The 22721-nt window shown below is 61.3% G+C and carries 19 protein-coding genes and 1 tRNA gene; 8 read left to right on the plus strand and 12 right to left on the minus strand.

Going from position 1 to position 22721, the window contains the following annotated elements; genetic code table 11:
- Positions 1–9: 9 nt before the first annotated feature.
- The 6 genes from ccoN to D0Z70_RS03765 form a co-directional block, all read right to left on the minus strand.
- Positions 10–1662, minus strand: a complete 1653-nt coding sequence (ccoN, locus tag D0Z70_RS03740) for a cytochrome-c oxidase, cbb3-type subunit I (RefSeq protein ID WP_119744030.1) — start codon at positions 1660–1662, stop codon at positions 10–12.
- 128 nt (positions 1663–1790) lie between these two features.
- Entirely contained in the window at positions 1791–2543 is a 753-nt protein-coding gene (locus tag D0Z70_RS03745; RefSeq protein ID WP_119744031.1) for a Crp/Fnr family transcriptional regulator, read from the minus strand.
- Between the two features lie 58 nt (positions 2544–2601).
- Positions 2602–3210, minus strand: coding sequence for a response regulator FixJ (fixJ, locus tag D0Z70_RS03750; RefSeq protein WP_119744109.1), 609 nt, complete (start codon positions 3208–3210; stop codon positions 2602–2604).
- Positions 3211–3214: 4 nt separating this feature from the next.
- Complete coding sequence (locus D0Z70_RS03755; RefSeq protein WP_119744032.1) at positions 3215–4351, minus strand: sensor histidine kinase; 1137 nt, start codon at positions 4349–4351, stop codon at positions 3215–3217.
- Positions 4352–4371: 20 nt separating this feature from the next.
- Positions 4372–5187 carry a universal stress protein gene (locus tag D0Z70_RS03760; RefSeq protein ID WP_119744033.1) on the minus strand — a complete coding sequence of 272 codons (816 nt, stop codon included), beginning with the start codon at positions 5185–5187 and terminating at the stop codon, positions 4372–4374.
- Between the two features lie 96 nt (positions 5188–5283).
- Positions 5284–5946, minus strand: a complete 663-nt coding sequence (locus D0Z70_RS03765; RefSeq protein WP_119744034.1) for an OmpW/AlkL family protein — start codon at positions 5944–5946, stop codon at positions 5284–5286.
- Positions 5947–6083: 137 nt separating this feature from the next.
- On the opposite strand from D0Z70_RS03765, the gene D0Z70_RS03770 reads away from it, so the two are divergent.
- Positions 6084–7391 carry a radical SAM protein gene (locus D0Z70_RS03770; protein ID WP_119744035.1) on the plus strand — a complete coding sequence of 436 codons (1308 nt, stop codon included), beginning with the start codon at positions 6084–6086 and terminating at the stop codon, positions 7389–7391.
- A gap of 525 nt (positions 7392–7916) precedes the next feature.
- On the opposite strand, the gene D0Z70_RS03775 is transcribed toward D0Z70_RS03770, so the two are convergent.
- From D0Z70_RS03775 to D0Z70_RS03790, 4 genes are all read right to left on the minus strand, one after another.
- Entirely contained in the window at positions 7917–8654 is a 738-nt protein-coding gene (locus D0Z70_RS03775; RefSeq protein WP_239018798.1) for an SDR family NAD(P)-dependent oxidoreductase, read from the minus strand.
- 81 nt (positions 8655–8735) lie between these two features.
- A complete protein-coding gene (locus D0Z70_RS03780; protein ID WP_119744037.1) occupies positions 8736–9524 on the minus strand; it encodes an SDR family NAD(P)-dependent oxidoreductase in 789 nt (262 codons plus the stop codon).
- Positions 9525–9536: 12 nt separating this feature from the next.
- Positions 9537–10844, minus strand: coding sequence for an acyl-CoA dehydrogenase family protein (locus D0Z70_RS03785; RefSeq protein WP_119744038.1), 1308 nt, complete (start codon positions 10842–10844; stop codon positions 9537–9539).
- Between the two features lie 38 nt (positions 10845–10882).
- Positions 10883–12076: a phosphotransferase family protein gene (locus D0Z70_RS03790; RefSeq protein WP_220475619.1), complete on the minus strand. Its 1194-nt coding sequence runs from the start codon at positions 12074–12076 to the stop codon at positions 10883–10885.
- A 29-nt stretch (positions 12077–12105) separates the two neighbouring features.
- On the opposite strand from D0Z70_RS03790, the gene D0Z70_RS03795 reads away from it, so the two are divergent.
- Positions 12106–13020, plus strand: a complete 915-nt coding sequence (locus tag D0Z70_RS03795) for a helix-turn-helix transcriptional regulator (RefSeq protein WP_119744039.1) — start codon at positions 12106–12108, stop codon at positions 13018–13020.
- Between the two features lie 19 nt (positions 13021–13039).
- On the opposite strand, the gene D0Z70_RS24545 is transcribed toward D0Z70_RS03795, so the two are convergent.
- Complete coding sequence (locus D0Z70_RS24545; protein ID WP_147418733.1) at positions 13040–13351, minus strand: hypothetical protein; 312 nt, start codon at positions 13349–13351, stop codon at positions 13040–13042.
- Between the two features lie 274 nt (positions 13352–13625).
- On the opposite strand from D0Z70_RS24545, the gene D0Z70_RS03805 reads away from it, so the two are divergent.
- A complete protein-coding gene (locus D0Z70_RS03805; protein ID WP_119744041.1) occupies positions 13626–15767 on the plus strand; it encodes a hypothetical protein in 2142 nt (713 codons plus the stop codon).
- A gap of 182 nt (positions 15768–15949) precedes the next feature.
- Positions 15950–16087, plus strand: a complete 138-nt coding sequence (locus D0Z70_RS24805; protein WP_182913828.1) for a hypothetical protein — start codon at positions 15950–15952, stop codon at positions 16085–16087.
- A gap of 338 nt (positions 16088–16425) precedes the next feature.
- Here the strand turns inward: D0Z70_RS24805 and rtcR are convergent, their stop codons facing one another.
- Positions 16426–18009 (minus strand): RNA repair transcriptional activator RtcR, encoded by a 1584-nt coding sequence (rtcR, locus tag D0Z70_RS03810; protein ID WP_119744042.1) that lies wholly within the window; start codon positions 18007–18009, stop codon positions 16426–16428.
- Between the two features lie 282 nt (positions 18010–18291).
- Between rtcR and D0Z70_RS03815 the strand changes: the two genes are divergently transcribed.
- The 4 genes from D0Z70_RS03815 (at position 18292) to rtcA (ending at position 22683) form a co-directional block, all read left to right on the plus strand.
- The gene (locus tag D0Z70_RS03815; RefSeq protein WP_119744043.1) at positions 18292–19851 is read left to right on the plus strand and encodes a vWA domain-containing protein; all 1560 of its coding nucleotides are present in this window, start codon (positions 18292–18294) and stop codon (positions 19849–19851) included.
- A gap of 236 nt (positions 19852–20087) precedes the next feature.
- Positions 20088–20222, plus strand: a tRNA-OTHER gene (locus D0Z70_RS24810).
- 190 nt (positions 20223–20412) lie between these two features.
- A complete protein-coding gene (locus tag D0Z70_RS03820) occupies positions 20413–21642 on the plus strand; it encodes an RtcB family protein (protein WP_275402206.1) in 1230 nt (409 codons plus the stop codon).
- Positions 21643–21669: 27 nt separating this feature from the next.
- A complete protein-coding gene (rtcA, locus tag D0Z70_RS03825) occupies positions 21670–22683 on the plus strand; it encodes an RNA 3'-terminal phosphate cyclase (protein WP_119744044.1) in 1014 nt (337 codons plus the stop codon).
- Positions 22684–22721 lie beyond the last annotated feature (38 nt).

Raw genomic sequence — 22721 nt, forward strand, 5'->3', positions numbered from 1 at the left:
GTTTCTCCGTCACGCGGCGTGCGGCTGGAGGGGACGATCCGCAGCAGGATCGAAGGCGGCGTCGCGCATCGGCTTTTCGTCCCGTTGGCGTCCTGCGATGGTGAGGCCAATATTGACCGCCATGATGATCGCACCGGCCAGATAGAGCAGGCCGCCCGCAGCGCGGATGACATACATCGGGAACATGGCCTTCACGACTTCGGAGAAGGCGTAGACGAGGTAACCGTCGCTGCCATATTCGCGCCACATCAGCCCCTGCATGATGCCCGCCGTCCACATCGCCGCGGCGTAGAGAACGATGCCGACGGTCGCGAGCCAGAAGTGCCAGTTGACCATCCGCAGCGAATAGAGGCGTTCCCGGCCCCACAGGCGCGGCGTCATATAATAGAGACAGGCGAAGGTGATCATGCCGTTCCAGCCCAGCGCGCCGCTATGGACATGGCCGATCGTCCAGTCGGTATAGTGGGACAGGCTGTTGACCGCCTTGATCGACATCATCGGGCCTTCAAAGGTCGACATGCCGTAGAAGGCGAGCGCCATCACCATCATGCGGATGATCGGATCGGTGCGGATCTTGTCCCATGCGCCGTTCAGCGTCATCAGGCCGTTGATCATCCCGCCCCAGCTGGGCATCCACAGCATGATCGAAAACACCATGCCCAGCGTCTGCGCCCAGTCGGGCAGCGCGGTGTAATGCAGATGGTGCGGACCCGCCCAGATATAGAGGAAGATCAGCGACCAGAAGTGGATGATCGACAGGCGGTAGCTATAGACCGGTCGCTCGGCCTGCTTGGGGACGAAATAATACATCATCGCCAGGAAGCCGGCGGTCAGGAAGAAGCCGACCGCATTATGGCCATACCACCATTGGGTCAGCGCATCCTGTACCCCCGCAAAAGCGCTATAGCTTTTGGACCCCAGCAGGCTGACCGGCATCGACAGATTGTTGACGATGTGCAGCATGGCCACGGTGATGATGAAGGCGAGGTAAAACCAGTTGGCGACATAGATATGCGGTTCGGACCGCTTGAGGATCGTGCCGCCGAACACCAGCAGGTAACAGACCCACACCACCGTCAACCACAGGTCGACATACCATTCCGGCTCGGCATATTCCTTGCCCTCGGTAATGCCCATCAGATAGCCGGTGGCCGCCAGCACGATGAACATCTGGTAGCCCCAGAACACGAACCGGGCCATCGTCGGGAAGGCGAGCCGCGCGCGGCAGGTGCGCTGCACGACATAGAAGCTGGTCGCGATCAGCGCATTGCCGCCAAAGGCAAAGATCACCGCCGAAGTATGCAGCGGCCGCAACCGCCCGAAGCTGGTATATTCGATGCCCAGGTTCAGCGCCGGAAAGGCCAGCTGAAGCGCGATGTAGAGACCGGCGAGAAATCCCGCCAGACCCCAAAAAATGGTGGCGATCACGCCCCAGCGAACCATGTCGTCATCATAGCGCCCCGGATCGGGCATTCTGAGCGCGCCACGCACGATCGCGCCATAATCGGCGCGATTGAGCGTGAGCGCCGCAAGCAGCAATCCCGTCGCTGCGACGATCGTCATATGGACGGCAAAGCCGGTGTCCGCTGCCATGACGGCAGCAGCGGCTGCAAGCAGGGCCAGCGCGAACCATCCGCCCGCCTTGATGACCAATTGTTCCATGCTTATCCCCCAGGAGATATGTTCGTCGCCGCGCCTGCACGGCCGGGCATCGACTGTCCTTGTCCTCTGTCAAAAGGGGGCATCGGGGTCTGTAGGGGAATGTCCCTAGCCGGGCCGAAACAGGCGGATCAGGCCGCTTCGGCGCAGCAGGCCAGTTGGTCGCGATCCAGAATATCGACGGTGCGCCGATTGGGCAGCGCGATGATCCCGGCGCGCTTCATATCGGTCATCTGGCGGCTGACCGTCTCGATCGTCAGGCCCAGCACATCGGCGACCTGCTGACGCGACAGGGGCAGCGCGAAACTGTCGAGCGGCCCAGCGCCCTCCCCAGCCAGCCGATGCGACATGTCGAGCAGGAAGGTCGCAATCTTTTCCCGCGCATTTTTGCGACCCAGCAGCACCATCCAGGCCCGCGCCCGATCGAGATCATCCAGCGTGCGTTGCAACAGGCGATGACCCAATTCGGGATGGTTGCGGGCAAAGCCGTCGAACGCGCCCCGCGTGAACAGGCAAAGCCGCGCGTCGGTCAGCGCGGTGACGCTGTGCGGCGTGCTGCGGCCAAAGGGGCGGCCGATGAAATCGGATGGATAGACTACGCCGACAATTTGTTCGCGTCCGTCGCCGGTGGAGGCCGACAATTTGAGCGTGCCTTCAATGACATTGGCGACGATGGTGGCGTCGTCGCCCTCCCACATCACTGTCTGTCCGGCCTGCACCATGACCCGCCGACCAAGGCGATTGAGCGCGGCGCGCTCGTCATCCTCCAGCGTGCCGCAAATGGCGCGCGCCCGCACGTCGCATTGCTGGCAATAGCTGGCATCCTGGCAGGGGACCGGAGCGGCGGCGGGCGCGGTTTGCGCCAGATCAAAATGCATCATCATGATCGCTGCCTGACGCAGCGACGGGCATGGGCCTATCCGTAATGTCCCTGATCAGGCGTCATTCCAGCCCCGCCTGGAACGCGATGCGCAAAGCTTCGGACAGGCTGCGCACGTCCAGCTTCTGCATCAGGTTGGCGCGGTGGATTTCCACCGTGCGCGGCGAAATGCCCAGATCATAGGCGATCGACTTGTTGGGCAGCCCTTCGACCAGCCCGTTCAGCACCTCACGCTCACGATCGGTCAGGATGTTGAGACGCGCCTGCGCCTCGTCCCGCCGGGCGCCCGCATCGCGGTGCGCGGCGACCTGGGCGCAGGCAGCGGCGATGGCGTCCAGCAGCGCCGCCTTCTCGAACGGCTTTTCGATGAAGTCGGTCGCGCCCGCCTTCATCGCAGCCACCGCCATGCCAACGTCGCCATGGCCGGTCATGATGATGACGGGCAATATGATGCCCCGCGCGCGCAGTTCGCGCTGGACCTCCAGCCCGTCCATATCCGGCATCCGCACGTCCAGCAGGACGCAGCCCTGCGCCAGCCCGGCGGCATCCTTCAGGAACGGGATGCCGCCCGAAAAGCTCTGCACCGCAAAGCCGCTGGTCTTGAGCATGAAGCTGAGCGATCGGCGGATCGCCTCATCATCATCGACGACATAGATGAGGGGTTGGGTCATGGCGTCAATCCGCAGCATCAAGGGTGAAGTGAAAGGCGACCCCGCCCCAGCGCGACCGGCTCGTCCAGATGCGGCCGCCATGCCCTTCGACGATGGTGCGGCTGATCGACAGCCCAACGCCCATGCCCGTGGGCTTGGTGGTGCTGAATGGGGTGAAGAGCGATTTTTCGGCTGCGGGATCAAGGCCGGGGCCGCTGTCGGCGATGATGATTTCCACGCGGCCTTCCTCATCGGGCGCGGCGGAGAGATGGAGGATGCGCATTGGCCGTCCCTCCATGGCCTCCACCGCATTGCGGACCAGGTTGATGATCACCTGCTGCACCTGCACCCTGTTGGCCATGATCCTACCGACACGCGGATCGACGGCAATGTCCATGTCGATGCCCCGGCTGTCGATGCCGATAAAGGCCAGCGCAACCCCTTCCGACAACAAAGTGGCGACGGTTTCGGGCTGGCGGTCGGCTTCGCCACGGCGGATGAATTCGCGCAGCGACCGAATGATCTCCCCCGCGCGCAGCGCCTGGGTCGCGGCCTCGTCCATCGCTTCGCCCAGCAAGGCACGGTCGATCGCGCCGTCCTGCGCCAGCAGATCGCGGCCCGCCTCCATATAGTTGGCGATTGCGGTCAAGGGCTGGTTGAGTTCATGCGCCAGCGCGGCGGCCAACGTCCCCATGGCGGTCACGCGCGACGCATGGCTCAGTTCCGCCTGCAAATCCTGCACCCGCCGCTCGGTCCGCTGCCGCTCGGTCAGGTCGCGGATGAAGCCGGTAAATAGCGGCTCCCCCTGATCATGCACCTCGCCCACCGCCAGTTCGATCGGGAAGGTCGACCCGTCCCGCCGCCGGGCCGTGGTCAGGCGACCGATGCCGATGATCTTCTTTTCGCCTGTGTCGCGATAATGGGCCAGATAGCCGTCATGCCGATCCCGATCGGGCGATGGCATCAGCATCGCCACATTCTCGCCCAGCACATCGGCTTCGCTATAGTGAAACATGCGCTGCGCCGCGGGGCTGAACGATATGATGCGCCCGCGCGCGTCGATGACGATCAAGGCGTCAGGCACCGTCGCCAGGATCGATCCCAACAATGCCTGTTCCAGGCTGTGCGCATCATCGCGCGGATCGACATCGTTGATTGCCATCGCCCATCACTGACCGGAAATCAGTGTGCCAGCAAGAGCGGAACCCGCGCTTCGCCGAGCAGGTAGCGAGTGACGCCGCCAAAGATGGTCTCGCGCAGGCGGCTATGGCCAAAAGCACCCATGGCAATCCAGTCCGCGCGCAATTCTGCGGCAGCGGCGGCCAGCGCCTCCTCGACCGTGCGCCCCTTGCGCGGCCATTCGTGGATTTCCGAAGCAATGCCGTGGCGGGAGAGATATTCGCTGGCGTCGATCGGGGGGAAATCGCGCTTGGTCTTTTCCTCGACCGTGACGACATGCACTTCGCTGGCCAGCGCCAGCAGCGGCCGGGCGGCGCACAAGGCGACGGCGGCTTCATGCGATCCGTCCCATGCCACCATTACCCGCCCCTGACAGACAAAGCCCTGGCACCCCTGCGGCACCGCCAGGATCGGCACGCGGCTGCTGACCGCAAGGTCGGCGACGATCGGCAGCGGATCGCCAATCGCCCGGCGGCCCTGCGCCGGCAGGGTCACGACGATCGCATCGACCAGCCGCGACGCGGACAGCAGGCACTGCACGACATCGCCGTCACTATGCCGCCAGTCCCACGTCACGCCCTCGCGCTGCATCCGCGCTTCGACCTTGGCCTTTTCTTGCGCCTCGGCGACGCGAATATTGTCGATGTCGCTGGGCAGCACATAGCTGCCGCCATACATATCCGCCGAAACATAATCGATGACCGGCGTGACCTGAAGGCAGCGGATATGCGCGCCGGTCGCGCGGGCAATGTCCAGCGCGACCTCCATCCTGCTCGTCTGGGCGCTATCCCCGTGGATGTGCAGCAGAATGGTTTTCATGGGGTGAACTCCGGGGATGGATACGTAAGGGAATTGCCCTTCTGATTATGCCGGTGCTGCGGCCGCCTCCATCCGCAAATGTCCCTATTCAGGGCGTCAGAAACGCATCCCCACGCCCACGCCGAATACCAAAGGATCGAGTGCCAGCTTCACCCGCTGCGTGCCTGCTGCTGTCGTAGCCAGCCGCGCTTTCGTGTTGATATCGATATATTTGACGTCGATGTTGAGGAATATCTTGTCGTTCAGGTCGATATCGACACCAACCTGCCCGGCCCAGCCGACGCTGTCGGACATATGGACCCTGGTCTTGCCGACCGCCGTCTCCAGCGCCTTGGACGCATCTTCGGCATAAAAGAGCGTATAGTTGATGCCCGCGCCGACATAGGGGCGGACATGACCGTCCACGACCGGATGATATTGGATTGTCAGCGTCGGCGGCAGCACCCAGGTGGAGGCCAGCTTGCCGATACTGCCGGTGGTCCCGGTGCGGCCGCTCGCCGTGTGCTTCGTCGTCGCAGCGATCAGTTCAAAGCCGATATGGTCGGTCGCCATATAGGTGATGTCGATTTCAGGCATGATGCTGTTGTCGACCGATACCCTTTCCCCCGGAAAGCCCGGCAGCACGCTGCCGCTCTTTTCGTTGGGCGCGACCATGATCGCGCGCGTCCTTACGACTATATCGCCCTGCTTGGCTTGCGCCGGCGCGGTGGCCGAAGCGGCCGCCATGGCGCTGGCCAGCAAGATGATTTTCATGCGCATTATCTTTCTCCGTCCCTGATGTTGCGGTCAGTGGCGGCCTTGTGCGCCGGAGTTGCGCCGACGTCCTTGACGCCGCGCAATTGCTGATTTGATCCAGCGCAATGCAGCAGAGGCTATCGGGTGGCAGGCCGATCCCCATGTTCCAATACCACCCCGACCTGCTGGCCGCGCCAGTGCCGCGCTACACCAGCTATCCCACCGCCGCGCAGTTTACCGATGATGTGGGCCCAGAGGCGCTGGAGGCGCGGCTCGCGTCCGTGCGCGGGGACGCGCGCATCTCGCTCTATCTTCATATTCCCTATTGCCATGACATTTGCTGGTATTGCGGTTGCAACACCGGTGCCGCGACCCGGCCTAATCGCCTCGCCGCCTATGTCGATGCGCTGGAGCAGGAAATCGCCATGGTCGCGGCGCGCCTTGGCGGACGTGGCCGGGTGACGCAGATCGCCTTTGGCGGTGGAAGTCCCAACTCGCTGCCACTGGTCGACTGGCTCCGTATCAACCATCAGCTGCTGGTCTGCTTCGACACCAGCGCCGCGTCCCTCTCGGTCGAACTCGACCCCCGGCGGCTCGACCAGAGCTGGATCGACGCCATCGCCCGGATGGGTATATCGCGGGTCAATCTGGGGGTGCAGACCTTCACCCCGCACGTCCAGCAGGCCATCGGCAGGATTCAGCCGGTCGACATGGTGGAGGCGGCGGTTGCCCGTTTCAAGCGGAACAATGTGACGGTCGGTTTTGACCTGATGTACGGCTTGCCGGGGCAAAGCGAGGCGGATCTGGCCCAGACCCTTGAAACCACCATAAGTTTGGCACCCTCGCGGATCGCGCTGTTCGGCTATGCGCATATGCCCCATCTGTTGCACCGCCAACGCAGGATCGCGCAGGCGGACCTACCGGGCATGGCGGAACGCTTCGCCATGGCAACGCGCGGCCATGCCATGCTGACCGCCGCAGGCTATCGCGCGATCGGCTTTGATCATTTTGCGCTGCCTCAGGACCCGCTGGCACAAGCCGCCGCCAACGGCACGCTGAGACGCAATTTTCAGGGCTTTACCGAAGATGACAGCGATATGCTGATTGGGCTGGGCGCCAGTGCGATCAGCCAGTTTCCCGACCTGATCGTGCAGAATGAGAAAAATGCCGGCGCGTATAGAGAGATCGTCGCAGGGGACCGATTGCCTGCGACACGCGGTGTCGTGCGGAGCCTGGACGACCAAGAGCGCGGGCGTCTGATCGAGCGCTTGCTTTGCGATGGTATGGCGCCTGTCGGCGATCTTTGCGGGTCGGAAAGCCTCGACAGATTTGTCCGTATGGGCATGGTGAAACTGGGCGAAGGCAGGATCAAGATCCTGCCCGACGCGCAGCCCTATGCCCGTTCGATCGCAGCGTGCTTCGACACCTATCTCCGCCCGGCGGAAACCCGGTTCAGTCATGCGGTATAGCAATCTGACGATGATTGCCGGGATGATCGCCACGGCGCTGTCGGCATCGATGGCAGGGGAAAGGATCGATGGTCCCAACAGCCTTTTCTGTGGCCGTGCGCCAGTGGATTGGGTTCCGCCGGGACAGAAACGACGTCCCGATCACCGGGACAGTCTCGTATGTCACCTTCTGATGAGAGAGAAACGGGCGAGTAGTCATTGGCGCGCGAAGCGACCTGCCGAGGCCTGAACTGCTACCGTCCATGAACGCTGTGTTCGCTCAGGATCACCATCGGGTCGCGCGAAATCGCTGAGGCTTTGGCCAAGAGCGAGGGCACACACCCCTGATCGCCGCCGCCTGTTCAACCGGGGTAGAAGCCAACCCCAACGACATGATCGCCACAACCAGTTCGATGAGCGACATGTTATGTTCGATGCGACTGCCGGCACGCCGCCAGTACAAGATTCCCGTTGGCCTTCCGTCCGCTGGCTAGGGCGACCCGATCTTTCACAATTCGTTCCTCAATTTGCGGATATCGGGGTTGATCATCCTCTGGAGATGCTGTGTCCGCCATCGACCGCCACGCGGGTGCCAGTGACATAGGAAGCCAGATCGCTGGCGAGGAACAGAACCGCGCCGACAATCTCGTCGGGCTCGCCGCCTCGCCCAAGCGGCTGGTGTTTGCGTGCATGGTCTGAAAATCCGTCCGATCGCGACCAGCTTCTGGTCCCATCGGTGTGGAAGGGACCCGGCATGATTGTGTTGACCCTGACTTTGGGCGCAAATTCCTTGGCAAAGCACTCGGTCAGCACGTTCAAGCCGGCCTTCGCGGCAGCATAGGGCGCGAAATAGGGTTCCGGCTTGATCGATCCGGTTGAGCTTATGTTGATGATAGCGCCGCCATCGCGCTCGACCATCCGCGCGCCGAACAACGATGAAAGGCGAAAGGCGGAGCGCAGATTGACCGCAAGGATATGATCGAACGCCGCCTGACTGGTTTCTCGCGACGAGGGTTCGACTGGCGATTTGCCCACATTATTGACAAGTATCTGTGCGCCATCCCAACGGTCGTTGACCTCTTGGAAAAGGCGGTCGCAATCGTCCCAAATGCCCGCATCGAAACCATGGGCGGAAGCTCTGCCGCCTGCCGCTGCCACCTCTTCGGCCAGAGCCTCGCAGCTTCCGATCTTGCGGCTGGCGATGGCAACTGCGGCACCGGCCCGCGCTAGCCCCAATGTGATCGCCCGGCCCAGACCCCGGCTTCCGCCAGTCACGACAGCCACCCGTCCACTCAAATCAATCGAAACCGACATGAAACACCTCAAATCCAGAAGGATATCATCAATTGGCTGCCAAGCACGGGGTCAGCCATTTCGGACAAGTCTGCCGCCATCGATGATCAGCGTACCGCCGGTCTGAAATTTGGAGGCGTCGGACGCGAGATAGGCCGCCGGCCCTTCAATGTCTGACAGGTCACCCGGACGACCGAGCGGAGTTATCCGGGAAAAGTGCTCGATCAGCTTTTCAGTCTCCGGGCTGCTGCCAGTAAGCCCGGTCAGGATGAAGCCGGGCACCAGCATATTCGCCCTGACCCCATAAGGCCCCATCTCTACCGCCAGTCCCTTGATCATAGCCAGCAAGGCACCCTTGGCTGCCGCATAGTGCTCCATGCCCTGAAGCCCCTGGAAGATCGACAGGCTGCCGCAAGCGACGAGCGATCCTCCTGGGTCGCCTTCCTCCGCACGCGCCTTCATATGGCGCACTGCCGCGCGCAGGGTGTAAAAGGCGCCATGCAGGTTGACGTCCAGCAGCGCATGATAGTCCTGACTCGTGATCTCATCGAAGGACTTTGCGCGATTACTGACGCCTGCATTGGCAAAGACACAATCGATCTTACCCATGGCGCCGATCGTAGATGCGAACGCCCGATCAACGCTGTCGTCATCCGAAACATCGACCGTTTCAATATGCACGATCGGCGCGCCCAGAGCCTTTAGCTTGTCCGTGACATTTCGAGCCTGGCGCGTATCGCGGTCCAGTATCGCAATAGAGGCATTCTGCCGCGCGCATCCTTGCAGAAAGGCCAGGCCGATGCCGCTCATTCCCCCCGTTGCGAGGACAACCTTGTCGGTAAGGTCAAACAGGCTACGCATCTGTCGATCCAATCATGCTATCGCAAGTTCGCGCTCGATCTCTTCAAGCTCGGACAGATAGCGAGCCTCGACATCGGCGGTCCTTGTTGGAATATGCTCGCTGGGGAACAGGCGATCGACGGGTACTGCATCCTTCAGCAGCATGTTCGCGATCTGGACCTGATGGACTTCCGTCGGACCATCGGCCACCGACAGCATCGGAATGCCCATCCACATCTTCGCCAGTGGCGTTTCATGCGTGGTGCCGAGCGCGCCATGCAGATGGACCGCACGGCGGACGATGTCGTGATAGACGCGGGCCATTGCGACCTTGCTCATCGCGATATTGATGCGCGCCGCGCCATGGGGTTGCGTATCGATGGTCCAGGCGGCCTTCAGCACGAGAAGCCTGTACATCTCCAGTTCCATGGCGCTGTCCGCGATCATCCCCTTCACAAACTGATGATCGCCAAGCGATCGACCTTGCGTGCGGCGAGAGACAGCCCGCTCCAGCATCATGTCGAGCGCGCGCTGGCACTGGCCGACAACGCGCATGGCGTGATGGATGCGGCCTCCGCCAAGGCGGGCCTGGGCCAGCTTGAAGCCTTCGCCCGGTGCGCCGAGCATCGCATCGAGCGGTACACGGACGCGATCGAACCGCAGATAGGCGTGATGACCATTGTCCACCCTATCGTTCATGCCCGCGACGTCTCTGACATCGACGATCCCCGGCGTGTCCGAAGGAATAAGGAACATCGACATGCGCTGGTGGGGCGGGTTTTCCGGGTTGGTCACCACCATCGCGATGACGAAGCTCGAATTCTTGAAGTTCGAGGCATACCATTTCTCGCCCTCAATCACCCATTCGTCGCCTTCGCGCCATGCGCGGCAGGTGAACTCCTTGGGATCGGCACCGGCTTGAGGCTCCGTCATCGCATAGGTGGAAAAGATATCGCCATCGAGCAGGGGCTGGAGATAGCGGGCCTTCTGTTCGGCAGTGCCGAACATCGCGAGGATCTCCGCATTGCCTGTGTCCGGTGCTGCGCACCCAAATATCACCGGCCCCCACGATGTCCGGCCGAGAATTTCATTCATCAACGCCAGCTTGACCTGTCCGTAACCCTTGCCGCCAAGTTCCGGCGTCAGGTGACATGCCCAAAGCCCCTGCTGCTTGACCTTGGCCTGCAACCTTTTCGCCAGGGTTCGCGCTTTCCTGTTCTTCACGTTGAATTGCTCGCTCCCCTGCGGGAATAGAAGATCCATGGCCTCCACCTCGTCGCGGACGAAGGCGTTCATCCAGTCCAGCTTCTGCTGGAACTGCGCATCCACCGAAAAATCCATGCTCAAAATCCCATCTTGCTGATTGTGATTGCCCGCCCTCAGGCAGCCACGATCTGTTGGGCCTTGTTCATCAGCCAGGTCGCATAGGCATGTACGGAATCACCGACCTTGGCCGGAACCTTGCCGGCCTTGGATGCGGCATATGTCCCTTCCAGGAGGCAGGCGAGCTTGTAGCAGGCCAGGGCAAAGAACCATGGAACCTGCGTCGCGTCGCGACCACGCAACTGGCAATATTGCTCGACGAGTTCCCTCCGCGTCAGGAAACCGTCCCAAGGTTTGACCATGGGCGACTTGCCATCCGGGTCACCATCTTCGTACCAACTGGACAAGATCCAGCCGAGGTCGAGCAGTGGATCGCCCAGCGACACAAGTTCCCAGTCAAGCACACCCGATATGATCGGAGCCTTGAGCGAGAACATGACGTTGGGAAATTGCAGGTCGCCGTGGACAAGGCCGATCTGCCGATCACTGGGAAGATTGTCGGTCAGCCAGCATCCTACTGCATCGGTGTGCGGCAATTCTCCTGGATCGTAGCCAGGCGTTGCGGCATAGCCTTCCAGTTGGGACCGCCAGCGTGCGACCTGGCGCTCGTGCCAGTTTTCCGGTTTTCCTAGATCGGCCAGGCCGACCGAGACATGATCGACGTCCGCCAGTGCCGCGGCCGCACGGACAAGCTCTTCGCCCATTGCACGCCGCCAGTTGGCATCCGTTGCATAATCACCTGGCAGATCGCCAGATTTGGCAAAGCCTTCCAATGGCTCCATCAGGTAAAAACAGGCGCCGATCACAGTCTCATCGTCACATGTCGCCAGCACGGACGGATGCGGTACAGCGCTGCCGCTCAAAGCGCGCAGCACCCGTGCCTCGCGGAGTATCGTTTCATTGCTCTTGGGTTTGAGGTGCTTTCCGGGACGGCGCAGGATAATGTCTTGTCCATCAGTTTTTATAAGAAAGACGTTGTTCTGAAGTCCGCCATCCAACTTGCTGACAGAATTAATTGATACTGATTTCAATTCCTCTGTAGTCGATAGCCAGATTTTCAGCTTTTCCCAGTCAATGAGAACATCGAAATCATCCAGTTGCATGGACGCGGCTTGGGTCGACATCGGCACCCTCCAATCAATTCTTATGTTCGATTTGCAGCTTTTGTGTTCGTTGAAGCGCGCTTGCGCAATGCCCCTGCGCGTCGCAAATTGGCCGCGACGTCGATAGTTGGCCAAATTGCTGTCCATGTGTAGAAGATGAGCCAACTCAACTGCGGATGCTGAATGCGATGACGGCCAATGCCTGGAGCGGTGCAGGAGAAGGGATCAATGCTGGCCTGCGCGTATCAAGCGTCGAGATTGGGTTGGTCCATGCTGCCGTCGTCCCCAATGGGCGTTCGGTATGGAGTTGCGGCAATCCGCTTCTCGATCTATCCGTCACACCACGTCCGGTTAACGCGCGTGGCGCATTCGTCGACAAGTGGGGCGGCAATCGCTTCGAGAAACTCGGCGATATCGTGCTGGTGCCGCCTGGCCATCCTCTTTCTGTCCGGTGGGATGGCGGCGGCATCCAATCGTCGATCCGCTGCGAACTGAAGGGCAAGCTCGCTTTACAGCGCCTGGGCGGCCAACTGGAATGGACCGACCAGCGGCTCCGGGCAGCGATGGATGTTTCCAGCCACACTGTAAGGTTGCTGCTGCGCCGATTGACGGAAGAAGCGCGCAGCCCACGCCGGGATTCAAAGCTTCTGGCGGATTCCATAGCGACCCAGTTGACGATCGAGCTTTGCCGCTATCTCGAATCCGTACAGGACGATCACGTCAACGGCGGACTCGCAGCCTGGCGATTGAGGCTCATCGACGAGCGCCTTCAGAGCCTGGCTGTTCCGCCGACGCTCATCGAACTGGCGGCGCTGTGCAGCATTTCCGTTCGACAGCTTACCCGTGGCTTTCTCAAGAGCCATGGTTGCACGCTTGGTCATTATGTACAGCATCACCGCATGGAAACTGCCAAGAAGCTTCTGTGGAACGAGGGTAGCGTCAAGGCCGTCGCAATGGCCCTCAGCTTTTCCTCGACATCGAGCTTTGCATACGCATTCCGTCGCTGGACCGGGATCACGCCTCGACAGTTTCAGCAGCGCGTGTTGCGTTCGAATGAACTTGATGTGCGTAGGGGTAGCACGCCCATATGACGCTGTTGATGATCGACATTCACGAGCGGAGTGCGCCCGGGCGATGAATCTGCCGCGCGTCGATAATCTGACACCGCCCCTCTTCCACGAGGAGGCCATGCCCTTCTTCGCCGAACAGGAACGCCGCCGCATGACGATACTCGTCTCCAGGATAGAGCGAGGCCGCGGTTTTCCGGGGCGTCGTGCTGCGCGCCTGTGGCGAGCGCTGCGCCATCACTGGCCTTAAGCTCATCCACGGGGCGGCAGGGCAGAAGCGGAGGTTGCGGATATCCGGTCGGTCGAAGCCAATTGCTCCGACAACAAAACCCTTGCCAAAGGGCCGTTTACACATGAATCAGAGCCTCCGGCGTTTGGGAAACTCTTTTTTGTCAGCGCAGTCTGACAGTAGTACATAGCAATCGAGCAAGTTGAAAACGCGACTTTTGTTCACGAGCAAAGATGTGAATCACAGGCGAACGATGTTGGCACGTATCAGTATCTGTTTGGCGGGCCTCGCAATCGGCAGCGTCATAAATGCCTGGCCTGCTCTCGCGGCTCCCGGAACACCGCTTGCAGACTCGCCACCCGCGGCAAGCCCCGTTTGCAAGTTCGAGCAACCTTCGGAGATGATCGTGCGCGCAGGCATCGAGCCAAAGCTGATCATCGACGAGCACTGCGCCGATCCCTACTTCAACGCCAGCAACTTCGTGATAACCAGCACCACGCAGCAGACCTATGACGGTGTCGGCGGACCCATCCCTTTTACCGAGATCAAGGGCTACTTTCGCCCCCGCAATGTCCAGACCGATCCCTTGCCGCCGGGCGTCTTCGACAGCCCGACCCTGCGTCAGCAGGACTATGTTTTCCGCATCCCCGACAAGCGTTTCTTCCGCAATCGCTCGATGCAGATCCAGCATCCGGTTACCCCGGACAGCGTTATCGACAACCGCCTGGCTTTCACCAACGGAGCCATGTCGGTGAACCACGTCAACGCCGGTCCCGCCAACAGCTCGGCGCATTGGCGACACAGCGCGGCGGCCACGAAAATCGCCGATGATATTGTCCACAAGATGTATGGCACGACAGGCCGCATCTACAGCTATTATTGGGGGTGCAGCGGCGGCGGACAGATGGCCCAGGCCGCAGCCGAAGGTCAGAGCGGGGTCTGGGCTGGGGTCATCGTTATTTGCCCCGCCACGCGCGGGAACCCGGCCCACGCCTTTCAGTGGCAGGGACATTTTCTCCTGGCCGTGCCGCAAGCGAAGCGTGAACATTTGATGGATCTTAGAGCGGTCGGTCATGGTGTCGACGCATCGAATGGCCTCTCCGCTACGGAAAAGACCTTGCTCTACGATGGGCTCAACGAAGAGGAAAAATCGGTCCTTAACGAGCTGCTTGCCGCAGGCTATCCGCTTAACGAGCTGAACCCGATGATGTGGCTGAAGCCGATCGTCGGGACAGACGAGATTTTTCATCTCGACCCTACGTACGAGGACGATTTCTGGTCCAAGCCGGGTTACGCTGGCAGCAATCCGCCGTCCTACCTGACCGCCGCCAAGATCGACGGCTTCGCACCGATCACCGCAGTAAACCGCGATGCGGCGGGCGCGGTTGTATCGGTCCAGCTTGATCCCGCCGCTATTCCCCCGGTCCCGCCCGCCTCCGTCTCACCGATTGGCACCACCGGCCAGCGCTTCTACGTTTATGGGACTGATGGGCGCACGCGCGTGGTGGATCCACTCCAGCGTTCCGACGCCTACGGAGCGCTTTCCGGTACGATCGACCGCCAGACGGGGCTGCTCAAGCTTTCGGGGAACAATAGCCCAGTCCTGTTGCAGGCCTTGGCCAAGGGCGGCCAGATCCGCGTCACCAACCGCTTCATTCTCGCCTCATACTTCTATCCGCGCCACACCATCGTGCCCGGATATTACCAATATGATCAGTATCGCAACGCCGACGGGACGCCGAAATATCCACAACGCGCTTACAGCGTGGCAGACCTATCGACCATGAGGAGTGGCGCCGGGGTGCTTTCTCTCGGCAACATCAAGACGAAGGTGATGCTCTTCCAGAACATGTCCGACTTTCTGGCGTTCCCCTCCTGGGTGGCGGGCTATGCGAACAGCATCGAACAGACGCTGGGCAAGGCCAAGGCCGAACAGATGCTGCGGACCTATTACCAGGAGCGTGGCGGTCATACCAATGCCGGGATCGTCGGCGGAGTGTTCAACCAGGCGCTGATCGACATGATGGCCTGGGCGGAAAAGGGCGTGGCGCCCAAGCCGTCCTCGCGGTGGAGCTTCGACCTTCCGAATACCCAGGTCATCCTGTCGCCCGACGCGGCCCTGCGCAAGGGACTGCAGCCTGTGGTCGAGGTCACGGTGAACGGCAGCGATCATGCGAGGGTCGCCGTCGATGAGCCGGTGAAGCTCGTCGGCACATTGCAAATGCCGCCGACGACTGGTCAAATCGTGCAGTACAACTGGACCTACGGCACTGCGACTGACGCGACGGTCCTGCCCAAGCCGCAGCAGCGGGTCAATATTTCCCGCACCATCAGCTTCACGGCACCGGGCGACTACATCATCCGCCTGGCCGCCAACGGTCAGCGATCCGGCCTGGTCGATCCGGCTGACCAGACGTTGGCGCAGAACTTCAAGGAAGTCCGGGTGATCGTCGATGGACCGCCGGGATCGACCCAGCCGAATGGCACGCCGACGAAACCAAGCATCGACATTTCAGGAGGCGCGGCTCCACGCAGGCAATAGAAGCCGGGGATCGGAACGAGTTGGACATTCGGTGACGCCTGGCGGTGAACGCATAAAGGGTGGTGAACTTTGTGCGGGCGCCAGCCGACGTTAAACCATAATCACGGAAGGTCCAACTCAGGTCCAGACTGTGTCAAAATGCGGCAGATATGCTATGGTGGTCTAGCGTTTTGGGGGATCAAATGGGTCGCTTCATTTCTAATGCTGATCGCCAACAAACCACGCTATTTCCGCTCTGCGCAGATGATTGGATCGGGGAAGATAATCCGGTTCGAATGATTGATGCATTTATCAACCTGCTCGACCCGTCAGGGAACTGATCGCCCCTAAGAACCGCCCCTACGGTTTGTTGAGCAGGAAATTCACGGCAGCCCCTGGCCTGAATTGTCAAGGCGTCGGCCAACAGCCAACGCTGCCATGCATACAGCGCAACCCGCGACGACCTCGCCGCCAACGGTGCCAGCGCAGGGGAACGGCCAAAGGTACGTAAAGGCAACCTCTCGGTCATAAGCCGAAAAGCTAATTTCTGCGCCTCCGGCGCGGACCGCCTTATGAGCGAATGATTGAAGTTCAAGGCTATCGGTGGTTTTTGTATTTTTTCCGCAGGAACGCCGCTCTCTGATCAACGGCAAGGAAACATTTCTGTTCGGTCATTATCTCAAAAATGTGTCCAGCTCAGATCGAAACGCGCCAGATATTTCCGGAGCCGATCGGCATCGTTGGAGGAGGCGCGCCGCGACAGCGAGGCAGAAAACAGGTTTCGGCCAGCCTCAGACAGCGAGCGGCTTTCGCGACAAACCTTCGTGACATAGGCGAGCTGCACCCGATCAAAAGGATCGATTGCCGCACGCTGTTCCGGGGAGAGCAACACATCAAGACCGTCATCACCGGTATGATCCGGTACCCATGCTCGCTTCATGCGGGCGATCTCAGTCTTTACGCAGTCGAGATCGATGCGGCCTTTCGGGCTGAACGTCGCCATTCGCGTGATGCTGGCCGCCAGATCGCGAAAATTGCCCAGCCACAAAGCCTTCGCGCTCGTAGCGAAGGCAATGTAATGGTCACGCGCTTCCTTGTTGAAGGTGACGCGGCTTCCTTCGCGTTCAGCAAACCGGTCGAGTTCATAGTCAAGGTTGGGCGCAATATCCTCACGGCGTTCCGCAAGGCCCGGCAGCGTGAACGTCCACAGGTTGAGCCGCGCATAGAGATCGTCGCGGAAGGTGCCATCGCGCACGCAACGGGCAAGATCGCGATTGGTGCCGGCGATAAGCTGGAAGTCACTGGCGACATCCTTGTCAGAGCCTACGGGCAGGAACTTCTTGTCCTCGATCGCGCGCAGGATCATGGCCTGCTCGTCCAGCCCAAGCTCGCCGATCTCGTCAAGGAACAACATGCCGCCATCCGCTGCACGGAGAAGGCCGGGTCGGTCGGCGACCGCGCCGGTGAAGGCGCCTTTGCGATGCCCGAACAGTGCGGACATGGCGCTGTCGCCTTTCAAGGTGGCGCAATTCACTTCGACGAACCCGCCCTTCACCTGGTGACGCAGGCGCTTGAGTTCATAAATGCGCCGCGCAAGCTGGCTCTTGCCCGCGCCGGTCGGTCCCATCAGCAGCACGGGCGCGCGCGAGCGGATCGCGACCTGCTCGATCTCGTCGATCATCCGGTTGAACGCCGCGTTCCGCGTCTCGATGCCGGACTTGAGAAAGGACGTGCTTTCCGCGCTCGCCGCCGCGAAGCGCGTGGCGATGCTGTCGTAGCGCGACAGGTCGAGGTCGATGGTCGTCCATGTGCCCGGCCCGCTCGACGGCGCGCCGCGAGAAGGCTGGGTCTGTAGCAGGCGACCCGGCAGGTAGTTCGCCTCGGTCAGCAGGAAGAGGCAGATTTGTGCGACATGGGTGCCGGTCGTGATGTGGATCAGATAATCCTCGACGTCCGGATCAAAGGGTTCTGCTCGCACGAAATCGAGCAGCTTGCCGTAAACTTCCTCGAAATCCCAAGGATCGTCGAAATCGAGCAGGCGTCGTTCGACCGTGGTCTCCGGCGAGACGGAGGCGATGTCTTCCGAGATATATTCGGCGAGCCGCTGATGTTGGCGGCCGTGAAGCATGATGAAGCGGTCGACCCGCAAATCCTCATGCATGGTCAGCCCAACCGAAGGGCGCCACTTGTTCCAGCGCGATGGGCCAAATTTGCTGGCATCCAGCGTGGAACCGAGGAATCCGATGACGACTGTTGGTTTCATAGTTTATCTCATAAGATAAATAACGATCTATATCGATAGAAAAATTCACCGTGTACCAGGCAGGCAGTCTTCGGTTCAAGGTCTATCGAATCATTTTATTCTTTGTTTATCAGATTGTTAGGAAATTTATTTCTGACTTCGGCGCCAATTGGCACGTCCTCTGCAACGTATTGGTCGTTCGACGCGGCGATAATTCGCCTCTCGGACAAGCGGATCGGAAACATGGGGCGATCGGAATGGGCCGGTCGCCCCGGAACCGGCAGAGATACAAGGAAGATGCACATGGCCAACAAGAGCCTCTTTGCTTCCGCCGTCGCGATGCTGATGCCCAATGCGGGTAAAGGTGCCGATGCGACGAACTATGAGGGTGCCCCGGCCTATGCTTATGGGCCCGAGCAGAAGCTTGCCCAACTGGCCGCTACCGGCACGCTGGCGGACAATTTCTATGGCACTACCGAAACGCAGTTGGCCGAGGTGCTGGACGCAGCGAAGGCGGTGGACCCGATGTTCGTTGCCCAGGCGGCCGTCTATGCGCGGTCATCGGGTACGATGAAGGATATGCCGGCCCTTCTGGCGGCGTATTTGACGGTGGCCGATCCCGACCTGTCGGTGCCGGTCTTCGGACGGGTGATCAACAGCGGGCGGTTGCTGCGCAGCTATGTGCAGATTCTGCGGTCGGGGCAGGTCGGGCGAACGTCGCTCGGCTCGCGGCCCAAGCGGCTGGTCCAGCGCTGGCTGGAGCAGGCGTCTATGCGCGATCTGATGGCGGCGGCGACGGGCAATGCCCCAAGCCTGGCCGACATCGTCAAGATGGTGCACCCCAAGCCGGCGGATACCACGCGCAAGGCCTTTTATGGCTGGCTGATCGGCCGTCCCTATGACGTCGCCGCGCTGCCCGCCGAGATCGCCGCGTTCGAGGCATGGAAGAGCGATCGCTCGCTCCCCCTGCCACCGGTGCCGTTCGAGTGGCTCACCACTTTTCCGCTGAGCGCGGAACTATGGGCCGAACTGTCGACCCGCATGGGGTGGCAGGCGCTGCGGATGAACCTGAACACGTTGGCGCGGAAAGGCGCGTTCGGCGTGGACGGGGTCACTGATGCGGTTGCCGTGCGTCTCGCCGATCGCGATGCGCTCCGCAAGGTCCGGCCCCTGCCCTATCAATTGATAGTGGCATTGGGTCAGGTTGATGCGGGCGTGCCGCTCAAGGTGCAGGCGGCGCTGGAGGAGGCCTTGGAGCTGTCGCTTCAGGGGGTGCCGAAGGTGCCGGGTCGGGTTGTCGTCTGCCCCGATGTGTCGGGGTCGATGAACGCGCCGGTGACGGGCTATCGCAAGGGTGCCTCGTCCAAGGTGCGGTGTATCGATGTTGCGGCTCTGGTCGCGGCTGCGATGCTGCGGACCAATCGCGATGCTCATGTGCTGCCGTTTGAGCAGAAGGTCATCGACCTGACGCTGAAGGCAACCGATCGGCTAGCGGTGAACGCGGCGAAGCTGGCGGCGGTCGGTGGTGGCGGGACCAATGTCTCGGCGCCGCTGGCGAAACTGAACCGGGAAAAGGCGGCGGTCGACCTTGTCGTCATCGTGTCGGACAATGAAAGCTGGGTGGATGCCACCCGGCGTGGTGCGACCGCGACGATGACCGAGTGGGATAAGCTGAAGAAGCGTAACCCAGGCGCCAAGCTCGTATGCGTGGATGTGGCGCCCTATTGGACGACGCAGGCCACCGGCCGGGCGGACATCCTTAATGTCGGAGGCTTTTCCGACGCCGTGTTCGACACGATCGCGCGCTTCGTGTCCGGCGAGACGCGGGATTGGGTCGAGATCATCAGGAAAGTGGAGTATTAGGAACAGGGTCGTGGCGAATGCTGGTGGGACTACATCCTCCACAGACAGGTCCGAAGAGTAAAGCGCCTGGAAGGCCGCAAGGTTGGAAGGGAGATGCGGGTTCGAATCCCGCCGCCGGAACGTAGCTTAAGGACCGCCGTCTCACCGTAACTGGTCGCCACGACCCGACCAAACTCTCACGGCGAATGCCGGTGAAACTACATTGTCGGCGGTTCGAATCCGCCCCCGGTGCGAGCCGGGTAGCTCAGTGGGTAGAGCATGACCGTTTCACCAAACCCTCGTCGTCGTGGACGAGATCAACCTGGCGAATGCCTGACGGACTACATGGATTGCAACTCCCCAGGTCGCAGGTTCGAATCCTGCCGGGTCGGTCCGTTATCGACCCGTAGCTCAGAGGTTAGAGCAGGTGGTGTCCGTCAAAACCCTCGTCGCCTTGGACCAATTACATGCTGGCGAATGCTGGCGGGACTACATCGGGAAAGGCCTTCGGGCCGAGCGGTTCGAATCCGCGAACGGTCTCGCCAAACCTCGTCGCCAGCACCATGAATGTAGAAGGAGGTCATGATGACCCAGAGCAATTTCGACTATCAGCATGTCGACGGTGGCGTGCCGATCAAGATGTGGACGCGGGGCGTGCCGGTCGACGACAAGGCGCGCGAGCAGCTGCGCAAGGCGGCGCAGATGCCGTTCGTGTTCAAACATGTCGCGGCCATGCCTGACGTGCATGTCGGCATCGGCGCCACCGTGGGTTCGGTGATCCCGACCAAGGGCGCGGTGATCCCGGCTGCGGTCGGCGTCGACATCGGCTGCGGCATGATGGCGGCGCGGACCTCCCTGATGGCGAGCGACCTTCCGGATAATCTGGAAGCTATCCGTTCGGCCATCGAACGGGCCGTGCCGCATGGCCGGGACGTCGGCCGTGGCAAGCGCGATACTGGCTCGTGGGGCGACCCGCCGGCCGCGATCGTGGACGCCTGGGCAACGCTGGTGGAGCGGTTCGACCGGATCACGGCGAAATATCCGCGGTTCAAGAACACGAACCAGCTTGTCCATCTCGGCACGCTGGGGACGGGCAACCACTTCATCGAACTGTGCCTCGATACCGAGCAGCGCGTCTGGATCATGCTCCATTCGGGTTCGCGCGGCGTGGGGAATGCGATCGGCACCTTCTTTATCGAACTGGCCAAGCAGGACATGCGAAAGTGGTTCATCAACCTGCCCGATGAGGATCTCGCCTATTTCCCGGAAGGGACCGACCATTTCGACGACTATGTCGAGGCGGTCGAATGGGCGCAGGATTTTGCCGCGCTGAACCGCCGGATGATGATGACCAATGTGATCCGGGCGCTGCGCGGCCAGATCGCGAAACCCTTCGATGCCGAGCTGGAAGCGGTCAACTGCCACCACAATTATGTGCAGCGGGAAAATCATTTCGGTAAGAATGTGCTCGTGACCCGCAAGGGCGCGGTGCGCGCGGCGAAGGGGACGATGGGCATCATTCCGGGATCGATGGGGGCGAAATCCTTCATCGTCCGGGGCCTTGGCAATGCGGAATCGTTCGACAGCTGCAGCCATGGTGCGGGGCGTGTGATGTCCCGGACCCAGGCAAAGAAGCTGGTGACGCTGGATGAGCATATCCGCGACACGCAGGGTGTCGAATGTCGCAAGGATGAAAGCGTCCTCGACGAGACGCCCAAGGCCTACAAGCCGATTGAAGCCGTGATGGCGGCGCAGGCCGATCTGGTGGAGATCGTCCACACGTTAAAGCAGGTGGTGTGCGTGAAGGGGTAACCCTTCACGCATATCCAGGGGGGAACCATGATTACCATCGACGGATCAGAAGGCGAAGGCGGCGGGCAGGTCGTGCGCAATGCGTGCGCGCTATCGCTGGTTACCGGCACGCCCGTCCGCATCGAGAATGTGCGGGCCAGGCGATCCAAGCCCGGCCTGATGCGCCAGCATGTTACGGCGATTGAGGCCGCCTGCACCGTGGGCAACGCCTGTTGTGAGGGCTTGAGCGTCGGATCATCCGAACTAACATTCCAGCCGGGCCATGTCGTGCCGGGCGAGTATCGCTTTTCGGTCGGCACCGCCGGGTCGACGGGGCTCGTGCTCCAGACCGTACTGATGCCTCTGATCTTGGCCGACAAGCCCTCGCGGTTAGTGCTGGAGGGCGGCACCCACAATATGCTGGCACCCCCGTTCGACTTCATCGCGCGAGTCTTCCTGCCGATTATCAATCGCATGGGGCCGCGCGTCGAAGCACGGCTGATCCGCCATGGCTTTTATCCGCGTGGGGGTGGCCGGATCGAGGTTGATATCAACCCGGCTCCGCTGGCACCGATCGACTGCATCGAACGCGGCGCGTTGCTGGAGCGGAGCGCCTGCGCCTATTTTGCGGGCCTGCCGTTCGACATTGCCGACCGGGAAATCAAGGCTGCGCAAAAGGGGCTTGGCTGGAGCGATCGCGAATGTTTCGTGCGTGAATTGCCGGAGGATCAGGGGCCGGGCAACATCCTTTTGCTCGAAGCGCGGTTCGAGCATTGCACGGAGATCGTCAGCGGCTTTGGCGAGCTTGGCGTGCCGGCGGATCGCGTAGCAAAGCGCGCGGTCGGCCGCATGGTTGGCTATCTCGACTCCGAAGCCTTTGCTGGGCCGTATCTCGCGGATCAGTTGCTGCTGCCGTTCGCGCTCGTGGGCGGTTGTAGCTTCACGACAGTGAAACCAAGCCAGCACAGCTTCACCGCCAGCGATGTGATCGCGCAATTCCTTGGGCGACGTTGCGCTTTTACTCCACAGCAGGATGGTTCGCACCTGATGGAAATCCGGTGACGGGCACCCGGTGGCGGCCCATTGCGGCTGCCACCGGG

The sequence above is a fragment of the Sphingobium terrigena genome, from assembly GCF_003591655.1.
In the GTDB taxonomy this organism is placed as follows: Bacteria; Pseudomonadota; Alphaproteobacteria; order Sphingomonadales; family Sphingomonadaceae; genus Sphingobium; species Sphingobium terrigena.

Coding starts and splice junctions, on each gene's coding strand:
- ccoN (WP_119744030.1), bottom strand. CDS start 1,662: ATGGAACAATTGGTCATCAAGGCGGGCGGATGGTTCGCGCTGGCCCTG.
- D0Z70_RS03745 (WP_119744031.1), bottom strand. CDS start 2,543: ATGATGATGCATTTTGATCTGGCGCAAACCGCGCCCGCCGCCGCTCCG.
- fixJ (WP_119744109.1), bottom strand. CDS start 3,210: ATGACCCAACCCCTCATCTATGTCGTCGATGATGATGAGGCGATCCGC.
- D0Z70_RS03755 (WP_119744032.1), bottom strand. CDS start 4,351: ATGGCAATCAACGATGTCGATCCGCGCGATGATGCGCACAGCCTGGAA.
- D0Z70_RS03760 (WP_119744033.1), bottom strand. CDS start 5,187: ATGAAAACCATTCTGCTGCACATCCACGGGGATAGCGCCCAGACGAGC.
- D0Z70_RS03765 (WP_119744034.1), bottom strand. CDS start 5,946: ATGCGCATGAAAATCATCTTGCTGGCCAGCGCCATGGCGGCCGCTTCG.
- D0Z70_RS03770 (WP_119744035.1), top strand. CDS start 6,084: ATGTTCCAATACCACCCCGACCTGCTGGCCGCGCCAGTGCCGCGCTAC.
- D0Z70_RS03780 (WP_119744037.1), bottom strand. CDS start 9,524: ATGCGTAGCCTGTTTGACCTTACCGACAAGGTTGTCCTCGCAACGGGG.
- D0Z70_RS03785 (WP_119744038.1), bottom strand. CDS start 10,844: ATGGATTTTTCGGTGGATGCGCAGTTCCAGCAGAAGCTGGACTGGATG.
- D0Z70_RS03790 (WP_220475619.1), bottom strand. CDS start 12,076: ATGGACAGCAATTTGGCCAACTATCGACGTCGCGGCCAATTTGCGACG.
- D0Z70_RS03795 (WP_119744039.1), top strand. CDS start 12,106: ATGCTGAATGCGATGACGGCCAATGCCTGGAGCGGTGCAGGAGAAGGG.
- D0Z70_RS24545 (WP_147418733.1), bottom strand. CDS start 13,351: ATGTGTAAACGGCCCTTTGGCAAGGGTTTTGTTGTCGGAGCAATTGGC.
- D0Z70_RS03805 (WP_119744041.1), top strand. CDS start 13,626: ATGATCGTGCGCGCAGGCATCGAGCCAAAGCTGATCATCGACGAGCAC.
- D0Z70_RS24805 (WP_182913828.1), top strand. CDS start 15,950: ATGGGTCGCTTCATTTCTAATGCTGATCGCCAACAAACCACGCTATTT.
- rtcR (WP_119744042.1), bottom strand. CDS start 18,009: ATGAAACCAACAGTCGTCATCGGATTCCTCGGTTCCACGCTGGATGCC.
- D0Z70_RS03815 (WP_119744043.1), top strand. CDS start 18,292: ATGGCCAACAAGAGCCTCTTTGCTTCCGCCGTCGCGATGCTGATGCCC.
- D0Z70_RS03820 (WP_275402206.1), top strand. CDS start 20,413: ATGATGACCCAGAGCAATTTCGACTATCAGCATGTCGACGGTGGCGTG.
- rtcA (WP_119744044.1), top strand. CDS start 21,670: ATGATTACCATCGACGGATCAGAAGGCGAAGGCGGCGGGCAGGTCGTG.